At 46.5% G+C, this 14934-nt stretch carries 11 protein-coding genes; 1 reads left to right on the top strand and 10 read right to left on the bottom strand.

The annotated features are described in order from the left end of the window. Window positions 1-12: 12 nt before the first annotated feature. The 7 genes from CP943_RS22955 to CP943_RS05480 all read right to left on the bottom strand — a co-directional run bounded on the left by CP943_RS22955 (window position 13) and on the right by CP943_RS05480 (window position 7038). A complete protein-coding gene (locus CP943_RS22955; RefSeq protein ID WP_023856501.1) occupies window positions 13-192 on the bottom strand; it encodes a hypothetical protein in 180 nt (59 codons plus the stop codon). A 511-nt stretch (window positions 193-703) separates the two neighbouring features. Then, window positions 704-1504 (bottom strand): formate/nitrite transporter family protein, encoded by an 801-nt coding sequence (locus CP943_RS05505; RefSeq protein ID WP_105979130.1) that lies wholly within the window; start codon window positions 1502-1504, stop codon window positions 704-706. A 244-nt stretch (window positions 1505-1748) separates the two neighbouring features. Next, window positions 1749-3377, bottom strand: coding sequence for a ribosomal protection-like ABC-F family protein (gene abc-f / locus CP943_RS05500; RefSeq protein ID WP_105979131.1), 1629 nt, complete (start codon window positions 3375-3377; stop codon window positions 1749-1751). Window positions 3378-3712: 335 nt separating this feature from the next. Next, window positions 3713-5251 (bottom strand): bifunctional GNAT family N-acetyltransferase/carbon-nitrogen hydrolase family protein, encoded by a 1539-nt coding sequence (locus CP943_RS05495; protein ID WP_105980839.1) that lies wholly within the window; start codon window positions 5249-5251, stop codon window positions 3713-3715. A gap of 23 nt (window positions 5252-5274) precedes the next feature. Next, on the bottom strand, window positions 5275-5937 hold the full coding sequence (locus CP943_RS05490) for an HAD family hydrolase (RefSeq protein WP_105980838.1): 663 nt from the start codon (window positions 5935-5937) through the stop codon (window positions 5275-5277). Between the two features lie 138 nt (window positions 5938-6075). Beyond that, window positions 6076-6480, bottom strand: a complete 405-nt coding sequence (locus tag CP943_RS05485; RefSeq protein ID WP_373367315.1) for a CBS domain-containing protein — start codon at window positions 6478-6480, stop codon at window positions 6076-6078. Between the two features lie 189 nt (window positions 6481-6669). After that, the gene (locus CP943_RS05480) at window positions 6670-7038 is read right to left on the bottom strand and encodes a DUF5365 family protein (protein WP_105980837.1); all 369 of its coding nucleotides are present in this window, start codon (window positions 7036-7038) and stop codon (window positions 6670-6672) included. A 112-nt stretch (window positions 7039-7150) separates the two neighbouring features. Here CP943_RS05480 and CP943_RS05475 point away from each other — a divergent pair, with 112 nt between their 5' ends. Beyond that, the gene (locus CP943_RS05475; protein WP_105980836.1) at window positions 7151-8068 is read left to right on the top strand and encodes an RluA family pseudouridine synthase; all 918 of its coding nucleotides are present in this window, start codon (window positions 7151-7153) and stop codon (window positions 8066-8068) included. 31 nt (window positions 8069-8099) lie between these two features. Here CP943_RS05475 and CP943_RS05470 read toward each other — a convergent pair whose 3' ends face one another. From CP943_RS05470 to CP943_RS05460, 3 genes are all read right to left on the bottom strand, one after another. Further along, entirely contained in the window at window positions 8100-8684 is a 585-nt protein-coding gene (locus tag CP943_RS05470; RefSeq protein ID WP_023856493.1) for a class D sortase, read from the bottom strand. Continuing rightward, a complete protein-coding gene (locus tag CP943_RS05465; protein ID WP_105980835.1) occupies window positions 8681-12283 on the bottom strand; it encodes a 5'-nucleotidase C-terminal domain-containing protein in 3603 nt (1200 codons plus the stop codon). Before CP943_RS05465 ends, CP943_RS05470 begins: the two co-directional genes overlap by 4 nt. 112 nt (window positions 12284-12395) lie before the next feature. Then, window positions 12396-14417: an ATP-binding protein gene (locus CP943_RS05460; RefSeq protein ID WP_095289858.1), complete on the bottom strand. Its 2022-nt coding sequence runs from the start codon at window positions 14415-14417 to the stop codon at window positions 12396-12398. Between the last annotated feature and the right edge of the window lie 517 nt (window positions 14418-14934).

Below are 14934 nucleotides of genomic sequence, written 5' to 3'. Positions count from 1 at the left end.
TGCACCTTCTTTTTATGTATAACCGTTCTCATTAATACTATCAATCATATAGAAAATTCCGTTTGTTTTCAACGGTGTTTCCAGCCCGTTTGCAGTAAAAGAGATCCCGCATACCCGGCCCTGCTTGGCTAGGTATGCGGCAATCTTCTTCATGTACTGGGATGCGGCTGTAAGGAGAACTTGTTCACTCACATTCCGTTTCCCCTGAAACAGACAAACGATTTTGCGGGCCTCCCGTACATGTCGGATGATGACTTTCTGGCGGTTCTTTGATCTTGGCAGTGCTCAAGCAATGGGCATGTTTCAGGATTTTTATATGACCGGCAGCCTTTCGGTCTTGCTGGTTTAGGCGAATGCAACTGTCTTTTTCACTGTCCTTTCAAAGGGCATCATTCCTTCTGCCGCGGGCAATTAAAAACCGCAGACAAAAGAAGACATACATTGTCTCTACTGCCTGCGGGGAGTCGCGGATGTCCGTCTATTCCGATTTAATGCGTGCGAAAAGCATTGGTAAGGAAGGACACGAATTCTTCCACAGGCTGAATGAGCCATGAGCTTTTCCTTGTGTATCACATTCTGCTGTCTCATTGTCATGCTGTTCAGCCTCCGTTGCTTTTTTCTTACTTTGAAGTACACCCGCCTAATCCCATTTCATCATCATCTTTTTCCAAAAACGGACGGCATTTGTATGTTTGCCCTTTGTTTATGATACCCGCTTCATTTCTTTTCTGGAGCGGTCTTTCTTGTAGTATCCAATAAAATAAATGAGACCGACGAACACGGATCCGCCAATGACATTGCCGATAAAAGCCGGAATGATGTTTCCGATAAACTGCCCCCATGTGAACGAGCCTGCAAAAATGGCTGCGGGAATCACAAACATGTTGGCGACAACGTGCTGAAATCCGATTGCGACAAAAGCCATAATTGGGAACCAGATGCCAAGGATCTTCCCTGCTCCGTCTTGTGCGCCGAAAGAAAGCCATACAGCAAGACATACAAGCCAGTTACAGCCGATGCCGGAAATGAGAACCTTGCCGAAGCTCATATCGAGTTTCCCTTGTGCAACGGCGATCGTTTTTTCTAAATAAGGACCTGTTTCAGTCAATCCAACCAAATGTCCGAAAAAGTAAGCAACAAACAGTGCCCCGATTAAGTTCATAATCGTAACGATTCCCCAGTTAACCGCCAATTGTTTCAGTGATATTTTTCTTGAAAATAAAGCCATCGCAACGGACATCATATTCCCTGTGATCAATTCAGCGCCAGCGAGCACCACAAGGATCAGACCGACAGGAAATACGGCAGCTCCGATCAGGCTGGACAGGCTTCCCCATTCTTTCGGCAGGTCGCCGATTACCCTGATATCAAGCAAGTACCCAAGCGCGATAAATGCGCCGCCTAAAAACCCCAATACAAGCAGAGACGGCAGCGAGAGCTGTATTTTTTTCATTCCTGCTTCAATTGCCGCATCCGCTATTTCATCCGGTTTTCGAAAAGCCATACTAAAACCTCCATTATTTCTTCTTTTCTCACAGTTATGGCAGAAAGACAATAAAAAAAGGCAGCACTCAAATAACCTGTGTCAACCAGGCGTTTGAATGCTGCCTAACTTGTATGCATACCCATACAACAAAATCAAGCAGAATTAAGATATCGAAAGAGAATATATACAGTCCGTGCATACATTCCATTGCTTTTGCCTTCTATAACTGTAGCAATATCCTATCAAATGTGATAAAAATGTGTCAACCCTGCCGCCGCTTCTCTCTTGCGAATGTATAGTTCCCTTCATACTTGACGAGTTTTCTGCCGTCAAGCCACCAGGTGACATTGAAAAGCCGGTCAAGAAAGTATCTGTCGTGCGAAACTGCGATAATCGTCCCTTGAAATTGGCTTAATGCTTCTTCAAGCATCTCCTTCGATTCGATGTCCAAATGGTTTGTCGGCTCATCGAGGATCAGCACATTATGGTTTTGGTGAACGAGCTGGGCCAAGCGAAGCCGCATCCGTTCGCCTCCGCTTAAATTTTTCACTTTTTGAAAGACGGATTGGCCGAAAAACAAAAACTTTGCAAGCAACATTCTGGCTTCGCCTTCTGATGCAGAAACATGTTCACGGAATTCGGCTAAAACCGTGCGCTCTTCCTCCATTTCGCCGACATGCTGCGTCAGATATGCGGCCGATAAATTGCTGCCAAGCTGCACGTCACCGCTGTCCGGTGTTTCCTTTCCGCTAATGATGTTGAGCAGCGTCGTTTTGCCGCTGCCGTTCTCTCCGACGATGGCGGCGCGCTCCTGAAAACGGACATGCATACTGAGATTGTCAAAAAGCAACCGCTCACCGAAGCTTTTGCAGACATCCTCAAGCCTGACGACATCTTTTCCGCTTCGTTCATCCATGCTGAAAGCTAAATCGATCTTTTTGCGTTCCAGTACGGGTTTCTTCACCTTCTCCATGCGCTCCAAAGCTTTTTCCATGCTTTTGGCTCGCCGGTGCAGGCCATCATTCGGAGGATTGGCGCGATTCGCCCATTCCTTCAGCCGCTTGATCGTTTCCTTCATTTTTTTGATTTTCTTCTGCTGATCCTGATAGTCATGAAATTCTCTCATGAGGCGCTCTTCCCGTTCATCGGCATAATGTGTATAGCTGCCTTTGGAAAAGTGAAGCTCTCCCTGGTCGATTTCAAGAATTGAGGTGACCGCTTCATCCAGGAAATAGCGATCATGCGATACAATGACTGCTGTGCCTTTGTACTGCTTTAAAAAAGACGTCAGCCATTCGATCGCTGTCAAATCCAAATGGTTTGTCGGTTCATCCAGCAAAAGCAGATCCGGAGCTGCCAAGAGAAGCCTGGCAAGACCCGCTTTCGTCCGTTCTCCTCCGCTTAACTCCCGCCACTCGGCATCGAGTAGCCGCTCGATATTTAAGCCGTGCGCTACCCGTTCGATTTGCGCACTGATGCCGTAGCCGCCTTTCCGTTGAAATTCATCTTGTAAAGCCCCGTACTTTTCCAAAAGAAGACTGAGTTTTTCCTCGTCCTTTTCAACGGCCAATTGCCGTTCAATCCGGGAAAGCTTCTGCTGTGTGTCCCATAATGACGAAAAAACATCATACAGCAGCTCTTTTACCGTTTGGCTGCCGTCCCATGCGGGATTCTGCTCCAAGAGCCCCGTTGATAATCCTTTTTTCCAAGTCACAAGGCCTTCATCAGGTTTCGCTTGGCCGCCGATCAGCTTCAACAACGTCGTTTTCCCTTCCCCATTTCGTCCGATCAGACCGATTCGCTCCCCTTGGTGCAGGTCCCATGACAGCCCGCTGAAAATCGTATGTCCTCCGTATGTTTGCCCGACATGTTGCAAACTGCATATCATCATCTATTTTTCCTCCGCACTCCGTAAAGAGACACCGAGCATAAAAAAAGACGGCAGAGCTTACACCCCGCCGTCAGCATCAAAAATCCGATTGTGGGCAGATGTCTCTCACTGGTATTTTTTCCAATTGAATGTGTAAAAAAGGGCAGACTGATCCCGTAATACGCATTCCCCGGAAAAAATCGCGCGACAAATATACAGATGAGCTTGCATATCCGTCATACGCTTACCAGTTTGATTCATCTTTTCCACCTCCTTTTAATAGTTACAATATATGAAAAATAAAGATAAAAGTCAACATGAAAAAGCCGGCCTAAAACGGCCGGCACACGAATCTGCTATTTTTGATAATGAATCCGGTAGATGTCATGGCGTCTGTCCTTGAGCTGCCGGACGGTTCCGTCCTGCCGCTGCCTTCTGAGAATTTCCAGGTCGACATCGCCGATGACCACCATTTCAATGTTCGGATTGCATTCTCCGACGATTCCATCCCTTGCGTATTCAAAATCTGAAGGAGCAAAAATCGCGGATTGTGCATATTGGATATCCATATTTTCGGTTTGCGGCAGATTGCCGACCGTACCGGAAATAACCGTGTACACCTGATTTTCAACCGCTCTTGCTTGAGCACAGTATCTGACTCGCAAATAGCCTTGGCGGTCTTCCGTGCAGAAAGGGGTGAAAATAATCTTGGCCCCTTTTTCGGTTGCGATTCTGCCGAGCTCCGGGAACTCGATGTCATAGCAGATCTGGATCGCGATTTTGCCGCAGTCTGTGTCAAAGACGCGCACCTCGTCCCCCCTGCTGATGCCCCACCATTTTCGTTCATTCGGGGTAATATGAAGCTTATATTGCTTTTCGATAGTTCCGTCCCTTCTGAACAAGTAAGCGATATTGTAGATCTTCCCTTCTTCTTCAACGAAGTGGGAACCGCCGATAATGTTGACATTGTATTTAACGGCAAGATCTGTGAACAGGCTGATATAGTCTTCTGTATATTCGGTGATCCGCTGAACAGCCAGGCTCGGTGAACGCTCTTCAAGAAACGACATCAGCTGCGTCGTAAAGATTTCGGGATAGACGGCAAAATCCGCTCCCGCGTCTGAAGCTACGTCTGCATAGTATTCGACTTGGTTGGCAAACTCCTCGAAGGAATGAATCTGCTTCATCTCATATTGAATCACACAGATTCTCACCGGAAAAGCTGATTTGTAATAGCGCTTCGTCTGCGGCAAGTAGTCGACATTATTCCACTCCATCAATGTCGCATATTTGCTTGATGCTCTGTCATCCGGGAGATAGTTCGGATTGATCCTCATCATCGTAAATCCGTTCAACAGTTGAAACGAAAGAACCGGATCATAGATCTGGTGGTGGATGACTTGTTCGACATACTCCCTCGGCGTCATCTCGGAAGCGTACTTATGATAGTTCGGAATCCTGCCGCCGATGATAATGCTCTTTAAATTCAAGCGCCTTGCCAGATCTTTACGCGCTTCATAGAGACGGTGGCCGATCTTCATCCGTCTGTATTCAGGATGAACCATGACCTCGATCCCGTACATGTTTAAACCGTCGGGATTGTGATTCGTAATATACCCGTCGTCTGTAATATCTTGCCATGTGTGTCTGTCATCATATTCATCAAAGTTGATCAACAGGCTTGAACAGGAACCGATGACTTCTCCGTCAAGCTCTGCGCAAAACTGGCCTTCCGGGAAGTGTTCCAAATGGCTTTCCAGATGTTCCCGTTTCCATGGGATCATTCCCGGAAAACATAGCTCTTGAAGCCCGATGATGCTGTCGATATCTTTTTCTTCAATATTGCGGATGACAATCTTTTTTTCAAAGCGGGAAAGATCCAGTTTTTCAGACACGTCCCATTCCTCCTCTGCCTTCTTTATGATGGATTGGAAATTATTTCGATCAGCTGCTCAAGCTCCATTTCCGCCATTGATTCCAAACGGTGGTCATAATGCTCGAACAGCAGGCTTTTCGTTACTTTATTCGGTACAATCACACATTTCATTCCGGCTCTTTTCGCGGCGATTGATCCGTTGACAGAATCTTCGAATGCAATGCACTCCTCAGGCTTCACACCGAGACATTCCGCCGCTTTTAAATAGAGTTCCGGGTTCGGTTTGACTTCCTCAACATCATCGGCCGTTCTGATGCACTCGAAATCATCGTACAGGCCGATTTGTTTCAAATGCTGGGACACCCATTTATAATCCGAGCTTGACGCCAAGCCGATTTTTAAACCGAGCTCTTTCGCCGCGGACAAATAAGCTTCCACACCGGGACGCGCTTTTTCGCTTTCCATTCTTTTCGTAAAACGCTCTTGCCTCAATTTCGTCAATTGCTCATGGTCCAGCTTTTTTTGCAGCTGTTCCTCCAGATAAGAAAACGGCTGGAATCCGGCGGCCGTGCCGATGACATTTCCCCAAACCGACATAGGCAGCTCTGAGCCGTGTTCTTCAAAAATTTCCTGGAGCACTTCATATTCATGCGTTTCTGTATCTAAAATAAGACCGTCAAAATCAAAAATCACTGCTTTAATCATCGCGCTTTAGCCCAACTCCTTTTGACTGTTTGCACCATTCATTGTATCCTTCTTGCCGCCCCTTGAAAAGAGAAGACACTAAAAACCGGTATGTATAAATGAAGAAGAGCCTGCTGTAAGAGGCAAGCTCTTCCGTTCTTACTGAGTCCGTGCCGGAGTGGAGATGTTCGTAAGCGCCTGTCCGGCAGATTCGTTGGACATTTCGTTTACCGCCAGATCCCCGAGCGCCAAAATCCCGACTAAATGGTTGTTATCGACGATCGGCAGACGGCGGATTTGACTTTGAGCCATCAGCTGTGATGCTTCTTCAAGGCTCATGTTCGGATTCCCTGAAACAACATTTGTTGTCATCACGTTTGAAACAGGCGTCTGTCCATCCTGGCCTTCCGCTGTCGTTCTGAGTGTGATATCACGGTCTGTGATCATTCCTTTTAACACGCCTTGATCTACGACCGGGATCGCCCCTATATTATGACGGCTCATCAACTCAGCCGCTTCTTGAACCGTTTGATTGGAAGAAATTGTCGCCACTTGCTTAGACATTGCATTGCTGATTGTCGTCAATAGACTGCACCCCTTTCGATTGTTAGTATGTACAGGTCGCGCACATGCTAAAAAGGAAGTTGGCACCATTTCATTGTGTTTTCCGCTTATTTCTTATATCATCTTTTCATAAAAAGAAGAGCTTTTCCGAAAACGGAACAAGCTCTTCAATTCAGGCAAAAGCCGATTTTACATCAGCATTTTATTCTCGGTATTCACGATATGAAAGTCGGCGGATGTCAGAGGGAAGTACAAACCGCAGTCATTCAGCTTGAGGCAGTTTTTATCGAACAAATCACGGTCTTTCAGCATCCACCGGCGCTTCGCCTTAGTTAATAAGGCATGGATCAATTGCAGGCTTGTCATAATCTGAAACGCCTCATCGAGCGTTCCTTTGTATTCATCCTCTTTCAATTCAAGCATGCCCTGCTTTTTAAGTTCTTTTATTTTTTGTTTATTCAAGTACAATGGAAATATTTGATACAGCTCTGATACAAGCTCTTCTATATAAATTTCTTGTTCTTCAGTTGCTGCCTTTACAATTCGCAAATTGATCACCCTTCATCCCTTGTTCAAATCTCTTCAATCAGAATATCATACATAAACAATGGGCTGTGAAGGTAAGTGTTTCCTAATGGCTGAACGCTTTTTACAGAAAGGAGCAGTAAAAATGAACCAAAAAAACCACGGCTTAATCTTTAGTGCAGGCAGCCGGCATGACGGCGAACATTTATTTGCATTTCTAAAAAGAGAAGCGAAAGCATCGAAGCCTGTCATTCAATACTGGGTCGCAAACGAGAAAATTAAAGTGAATCATAAACCCGTAGATCATAACGTTCGGCTTGAGAGCGGAGACAGCGTGATGATCGATCTCAGGGAGGAGGAAGAAAGCGGAATCGTCCCTGAATACGGGGAACTTCCCGTTCTGTTTGAAGATGATCATATGCTCATTGTCAATAAGCCGGCGGGAATGGCGACACATCCGAATGAAGCTGGCCAGATCGGCACGCTGAGCAACCTTGTGGCGTTTTATTTTCAAATGAACGGCGAGGAGCGGAAAGTCCGGCACGTCCACCGTCTTGATAAGGATACGAGCGGCGCTGTCGTTTTTGCAAAGCACCGCCTCGCCCACGCCCTTTTAGACGAACAGCTGCAAAGAAAAGAACTGTCGCGTACATATCTAGCTGTAACGGAAGGGAAATTCAGAAAAAGAACAGGAACCATTTCGGCGCCGATCGGCAGAGACAGGTACCACCCCGTCAGAAGAAGGGTGTCCGATTCCGGACAGCCCGCCGTGACCCATTTTGAATCGAAAGAGTATGACAGCCGGCACGATGTTACACTATGCAGGCTGCAGCTGGAGACAGGCCGAACCCACCAAATACGTGTTCACCTTGCAAGCATCGGTCATCCTTTGTCAGGCGACACTTTATACGGCGGTTCAGAGGGGCTTTTTCCGAGGCAGGCTCTTCACGCGATCGAAATCAATGTCACCCATCCGATCACAAAAGAACCCGTCACTGTCACAGCACCGCTGCCGAATGACTTGAAAGACGAAATCGGACGACTGTTCGGCACGATTGATTAAACATAAAAAAGGCTGTCCATTAAGGACAGCCTTAAAGCGGTTTTGCATACATAATATAGCGCTCAGGCGCATTTCCGACATAAGAAAACGGATAGCATGTCGTTAACAGCAGTTCTTCTTTTTCGTGCTGCAGCGTGATGATGGATGTATCATCTTGATCAACAATTTTCGTGTGTGTGATTTCATATTCGAAGCTTCCGTATGGAAGCTCGATTTTCAGCTTATCTCCGATTTCAAGCTCTCCTGTTCTGCGAAAAACCGTATCCCTGTGCCCCGAAAGAACAATTTGCCCGTTTTGTTTTGGATAATAGCTGTCTTTATAATGACCGACACCTTTTTTCAAATCATCGGGACTGGTTCCTTCAACGATGGGAAGCTCAGCGTCCAGTCTGGGAATATGGAGGATGCCTGCCGCTTCGCCGTTGTCGGGTTTAAACGATGCGGGCGCTGAGGGATGCTTTGCTGAACGGACGGATTGACTCGATGCAATGGCTTCTTTTGCTGCAGTTAAAGAAATATCGGTCTGTCTGTTCATATCGAATATTTTCCAGCCGCCGTATGCAAAAATGGCAAGCCCCGCCGTCATAAGCAGAAACGATAACATCTTGACTTTCATAGTTTTGCAATACCCCTTTTCCGCATATAAAGAATCGCTCCAAACATAAATGTCAGGAAGCCGTACAAAAGGAAACCGCCGTAAAAGGCCGCCGTATCGGGCAGCTTGTGCTCTTCACGCGAATCTGACAGAAACGCATCATTTGACAGACCGTCCATCTTCTCCTCCGGCGCATCCGCCCCTTCACCGATCGTCACGCCTGCAACAGGAGCAGCTCCGCTCTTTGACGTATCGCCATGAACCGGCTTTTCTCCGCTGTCATAGCCGGGTTTTTCTCCATCGCCCTTATCTCCAGCCGGTTTTTCTTCGTCATTCGGATCAGCGCCTCCGCTTCCGGGTTTTTCTTCATCATCAGGATCAGCTGGCTCTTCTCCCGGACGCGAATCATCTTCTGCTAATTTTTTGATTCGTCCTTCGGCAGCGTAAGCGATCGGTTCTTTAAAGCTTTTGACAAATTCTACTGTGGCTTCGATATCCTCCGGCCCTGTGACCGAATTTTTTCCAAGCCGGGAAATCGGCGAATACTTGCTGCCCGAAGCAGATGCCATAAAGTTGTTTACGGTCAGCGTATATGTCCGGTCTAAATCAATTGGCGTTCCGTCCTCAAGAAAGATATCCGCGGTTTTATTTGTTTTCGGGTCCCATGTGTAGGTAAAGCCGCTGATCGAGTAATCCGGGCCATATGATGGGGATATTTGTGCGTCTATAATATCGTATAAATCCCTGCCTTTAATTTCAAGCCTGACGAGTACATTGCCGAAAGGCTGGATATTGAATAAGTCTCCCCATGTAATCGTTCCTTTTTTTAAATCTTGGCGGATCCCGCCCCCGTTCATCAATGCGAAATCTGAATTCATCGCGTGCCGCATGCCGTCAGCAATCAGATTCCCAAGAGGGGTGTCTCCGTCATTTGAATAGCCGCCGGCCATGTCGTGCGCTGCTTCACCGACTTTCTCACCGATGATCGGCGCAACCATCTGCTCATATTTATCCAGTATCTGACCGACCGCCGGATCAGGCTTGAGCTTTTCCTGATTCACATATTCGATTTCCGCTTTCTTTTGAACAATGTCTTTCGATTCCCGATCGATTTCAAGATCGACAACACCGATTGCCTTCCCGTATTCGTATGCTTGAACGATTAAAATATCATTGACTTGGCCGTTGACCACTTCATGATTGTGGCCGGCAAAGATAACATCGATCTCGGGATCTGCTTTTTTGGCAAGTTCGGCTGATTCACCGGTCACAACTCCGCCGTCCTGGGAAGCTGTCATATGGGCGAGCACCGCTATCGCCCGGACCCCTTTCGCTTTCAATTCTTTTGCAGCCTGGTTGACGGCCTTTGTTTCATCTGTAAATTCAATTGAGCGAATCCCTTCGGGCATGACCATATTGGCAGCCGCCTGTGTCACGACGCCGATAAAAGCGACAGGCACTCCTTCAACTTCAATGATTTCATATGGAGGAAGAAAGCTGTCCCCGCTTGTTTTCAACTTGCAATTGGCGCAGACAAGCGGGAAATTCTGTCCGTCATAACCTTTTGTCCCTTTCCCTTCAGGGTGTTCGCCGCCGTTCAACATGCGCAGCAGCTCTTCGGTCCCTTCATCAAACTCGTGGTTCCCGACGGTTCCAATGTCAAATCCGATTTCCTCCATGACTTCAACTGTCGGTTCGTCTTGAAGCAGGGAAGAAACCGGCGAGCTTCCTCCGATCATATCGCCTGCATGGACGATCAGCGTATTTTCACGTTCGGATTTTTTTTCTTTGATTAATGCTGCTGCATAATCCATCCTGCCGAATGTTCCATCCGTCCGGCCATCGCCGTTTAGATCGAGCTCATATTGCTGATCGATCTTTCCATGCAGATCATTCATGCTTAACAGACGCAGCGGAATATTGCCGCTTTGCTCTTTTTTCGAATAGCCTGCAGCTTCCGCTTCTTCAGCCGTCGTAAAGAAAATTCGTCTTTCCACCGGAATCTCTCGCCACTTTTCAGGCACGACATACGTTTTTTCCGCAGAGTCTCCGACGTGCCGCGTCAGCCCTTTGCCTTGCTCCCTGGCACGAAATTCAAACGGCATTTCGAGGAGGGGATCAGCGGGATTCCAAATGCCGATTTTCTCGTCTTTCGCCTTTTTGACGGCGCTTTGAAACAATTGATAGTCTTCATCGCTTCCAATCGGCCAAATGAAATAGGTGACAGCCATCCCCTTTTGGACAAGCTGCAAATTCGTATTGACGCCGTCTTCAGTGATGACTTGGGCAAGCAGGCGGCCGTAGCTGTCTTTTGCTTCTTTGCCCACCTTCACAGTGACTTTGTCTCCCGGAGCCAATATAGACTGCAAATATTCCTTCGCCTTGTTTCCATGTTTCAGCTGGTTTTCATCTAATTCATTTTTCGGCGTATGATAAGTTTCGGCTGTATCTATGTTGACATAGCGGACTTTTGTAGATCCGAGAACCGGCTCTTTTAAGTGGATCGTATCCCCGTCAACAACTCGTTCGACAACACTTTCGTATTCCCCTTCAGCAGCGGGGGGAGGATGCGCGACGCCGTCTAATATCTGAAGGTCGTCCTGCTTTCTCGGCAGAAGCTGCACCGTATCATAACGGCTTAACACGCCGGTAATTTCGTACCATTGTCCTTGTTCTATCGATTCGGCGGCGTTCGTTTGTTCCATCACCCTTAGTGTGAGCGGATGATAGTTTTCATCGATCATCGTGATATTATAGCCGCCGCCTGCCGGCGCATCCGGCTTTGTTTCAATAAAGCCTTTCATCTTCACAAGCCGGCCTTCGTATTCAGCTGCCGTTCCGTGATCGAGCACATCTTTAATGGTCAACGGAACAGGGTCAGGCAGTGCCGCTCCTTCTCCGGTTACTTCAATGCCTGACGGTACAGGAACAATTTCTGTCAAACCTTTGAATGTCGTGATCTTCCCTGTGACCGAGACAGACATCCCCTCTTTCAGCTCTGGAAAATCGCCTTGTACAGCGGAATAAATATTGATTCCCGCCGTGTCGTCCTGAATAAATGTGGACAGTTTTCCTCCTCCGACAGCTGCTTGATCCGCAGTGACGATTCCTTTGATTTTGACCGTTTCATTTAAAAGCTTGCGCGCCTCGGCTATCGTTTTGATCTCCGGCTGGACTGGCGGCGCATCGCCTCCGGAAAATGTGATGGATTGAACGGATTTCAAACCGGGGGAATTAAAATATGTAGAGCGTTCGCCTTCAATGATGAGTTTTTTTCCGATGAGATGAGGGTTTGTCTTTAAACCGAACTGGTCTCTGAAAGATGCGGGTATCTGCACGGGGAGTATGTTCTCAGGTGATGTTTCCTCTTTTTTATCTGCGATTGCGATGTTATAATCGTTGGCGAAATTTCCGCTGAAACGATAATGGCCGCTCGACACAGTATGCCCGACGACATACCCTTCAACGGCTGCATGCCCTTCGTTGTGCTTAATCGCTTCTTCTACGGTAATCGTTTCTGAAGCGCGCGATACGTCCGCAAACGGCGCTAAAAAAGACGCAATCATCATAAGGGTGATCGTCAAACCAGCTAAAAAACGACACTTTAGAACATTGACCATATATTCGCCTCCCGTTTTTTGCTTCCTGTCAAGTTTATCTGATAATGATAAAGAACATATAATTTTTTTGTAAAATTTTCAAAAAAGAATGAGAACAGGGATGACCGTATTCTCATTCTTTAATCGGAAGCTTCAATTTTACGGTCGTTCCTTTTCCTTCCTCGCTTTCAAAATGAATGCTTCCGCCGTGATTTTCAATAATTTTAAATGTAACCATTAATCCGAGCCCGGTTCCTTTTTCCTTCGTTGTATAAAATGGCTCCCCAAGCTTTTCAAGCACATCTTTTGAGATGCCCTTTCCCTGATCTTCAAAGGTGATGAATACGCTGTCTTTTTCAAAGTAGGAACGTATTGTGATAAAGCCTTCAGCATCCTCCATCGCCTCGATCGCATTTTTTAATATGTTGAGGAAAACCTGTTTCAGTTCATTTGATACAGCAAGAATCTCAGGGAGATCTCCGCTCAGCTGTTTCTCGATCCGCACATTGTTCAGCACGGCCTGCGACTCCAATACCATGCAGACATCTTCAACAATCGAGTTGACCTGAACCGGATCAAATGTAGTCGATTTTGTTTTGGCCAATACGAGAAATTCGTTGATAATCGCTTCAAGCCTGATGAATTCGGACATCATCACTTCCGCATAGTCTTTTTGATATTTTTTAGACTGGATCATCAGCTGGAGGAACCCTTTCAGAGATGTGAGGGGATTCCGTATTTCATGAGCGATCCCGGCAGCGAGCTGCCCGACCGCTGACAGCATTTCCGATTTCATAAGCATTTTTTCAGACCGCTTTTGGTTTGTAATGTCCTCGGATATCAGCATCACCTGATGCACGTTCCCTACGCTGTCCTCCACAGGAACAAGGGAGGTTTGCTCCCACCTGTCCTGCTGCTCCCCATCCTGGTAATGAAGATCCCCTGACCATGGTTTCTTATCAAGGACGTGCTTCCAGTAGCGATGGAGATCATCACAGTGAAAATGCTTGCGGTAAATGTCAAATACATCCCTGCCGATGATGTCATCTTGTTGTTTTCTGAGCATCCGGCAGAAGCGTTTGTTTGCATAAGTAACCGAACCGTCGACCGAAGTGAGCAATATGTTGGCCGGACTTTGATCAATAGCCTGTGAGCTGATGTGCAGGGCCTCGTTTGTCTTTTTCAGTTCAGTGACATTCGTGAACGTGACAACAATGCCTTCAATCTTTTTCCCCGAAGCATAATAAGGCATCATTTTCACGGCATACCAGCCGCCGTTTGGCATTTCGAACTCTTTTACGACCGTCTTGTTTTCATAAAGCGTCCGCTTTAAGTCATCGGCATACTCCTCATAGTTGAACCTCTCTGTCAGCTTATCGGCAGGCCTTGAAAGGTCCTCCTTTTTCAGGTCGAACATATTGGCGGCTTCTGGCGTAAATAATTTCAATTTCAATTCCTGATCCAAAAAAACGGCGGCGATGTTCGTGCTCGTCAGCAGATTGTTCAGATCATTTTTAAGGGTGTTCAGCTCATTCACTTTCTTTTCAAACGCCCTGTTTAGCGCTGTTAATTTTTTGTTTTCTTCCTGAAGCTTTTGATTGGCGGACACCAAAGCGTCGTTGGACGCTTCGAGCTCTTTTACCGTCCGGTACAGATGTTGGAGATGAAGCTGGCCGTCCTCTCCGCCGGATACCGGCGCGCGGGCAGCCTCTTCTTTTGCTTTTTCGATAAACAGCACATAAAGCTTGTGATACTGGCGGAAGAAACTTTTTAATGTCAAATGAACAAAGGATAGTTCTCCGCTTAAATAAATCGGAACGTTTTTAAACGACACTTTTTTCTCTTTTTTTGCCCTCTGTAAAGCGGCATTGACCTGCACGGATAAGCTCGCGGGAAAAGCTTGATGAATGTTGCCTTTTGAACTTTTCAAATATTGATCGGCACTTTCTGAGGACGCGACAATTTCTCCCCGGTCATTCAGGATCAGACAAGGAAACATATACTGGTCGATCAAGGAAAGATAAATATCATCCAGCCTATGAAAACCACTCAGTTCATTGATTTTTTTATATACTTCTGTTTGCACCTTCGGATACACAGAATCATTACCAAATAAACCTGACATTTTTCCAACCGTCTCACTTGAGCCCAGCATTACAAAACTCCTCCTTTTCTAAGTGCAAAATCAAAAAGGAAAACACCTTTTTTGCATTTTCATGATGATTGGCAGCTGAAATCATTTACGGAGGGAGAATCCTTTACAGATCGCGCAGGGGCAATAAAAAGTTTGCAGGCACCTTCTTTAAATGCCAAAGTTCTTCATGCCGATATCCACCCGGGCATTGCAAATCGATTGTTTTTCAGTCCATATTTAAACAAAAGTGCATGAACACAAGACCGACATCCGTCTTTTATTCTTCTTCCGGCAGCCTTTATTTGAATCCGACCTGTTTCGGCTCATTTGTTTTTTCGGATATCAAACATCCATCCACTCACCGAATTCCTTTAACTGCCGGAAGCATGAAGCATGCATGAACATTTCATCATCGCCCGGCATATATGTGCTCCGTTTACAAAGGTACGAGGGATCTCAAAACCGGCCAGAATTTCCTCTCCTGATCCTCAGTTTTTTTCAGTTTGACGCCAAAATGACCTCATTTCCACTTTCGACC

Origin of the sequence: Bacillus paralicheniformis (assembly GCF_002993925.1) — a bacterium.
Classification (GTDB): Bacteria; Bacillota; Bacilli; order Bacillales; family Bacillaceae; genus Bacillus; species Bacillus paralicheniformis.
This window is presented reverse-complemented; position numbering and strand designations above follow the sequence as displayed.